At 67.4% G+C, this 864-nt stretch carries 1 protein-coding gene; it reads left to right on the forward strand.

What is annotated here, in order from left to right:
- On the forward strand, positions 1-862 hold an 862-nt coding region (locus tag GWK61_RS54850), incomplete at its 5' end, for an MDR family NADP-dependent oxidoreductase (protein WP_194922334.1).
- Positions 863-864 lie beyond the last annotated feature (2 nt).

Consider the following 864-nt stretch of genomic DNA (forward strand, 5'->3'; position numbering starts at 1 on the left):
GTGCATAAGAGACAGGCATTGGGGTGGCTGGGAGAAGGGATTCGGGTTGGAGGGCCGGGCGCTGGGGCGGGTTCTGGCTTCGAAGGATGCTGAGATTGCGGAGGGGACCGTCGTCTTCCACCGGCACAGTTGGGCCACTCACGCCGTTGTCACCAAGGCTGATCTGCGGATCGTGCCGGTGACTGATGGCGTCCCGCTCACCGCGTTCCTGGGCATCCTCGGCAGCACTGGTCTGACGGCCTACGTCGGTTTGAAGCGGATCGCGAAGCTCCAGCCGGGCGAGGATCTGTTCATCTCGGCGGCCGGGGGCGGGGTCGGGACGGCGGCGGCGCGCATCGCTCGGGTGATGGGGGCCGGACGCCTGATCGGCAGCACCGGCTCCCCGGCCAAAGCGAAGCACCTGATCGAGCACGTCGGCTTTGACGCGGCGATCGACTACCGCGCGGCGACGCCGTTGGCGGACCAGCTCAGTGCTGCGGCGCCGGACGGCATCGACGTGTACTTCGACAACGTCGGAGGCACGCATTTGGAGGCTGCGATCAGCGTCCTGCGACACTTCGGACGGATCGCGTGGTGCGGTGCGGTCGCGCAGTACGACGACCTGGAGAACCCACCCGCGGCACCGGCCAATCTGTACGACATCGTGGGCAACGCGCTGCGGTTGGAGGGCTTCCTCGTCCGCGACCACCTCGACGCGCGGGAGGAGTTCGAGGAGTTCCTCATTCCGCACATCGTCTCCGGCGCGGTGCCGGTCGACGAGACGGTGGTGCATGGGTTCGGGCGGACGGTTGAGGCTTTCGTGTCGATGCTGGGGGGCGGGAATGTGGGGAAGATGGTGGTGATGGTCGGGGATGTGGGGTGAGG

Origin of the sequence: Catenulispora rubra, from assembly GCF_015356825.1 — a bacterium.
GTDB lineage: Bacteria > Actinomycetota > Actinomycetes > Streptomycetales > Catenulisporaceae > Catenulispora > Catenulispora rubra.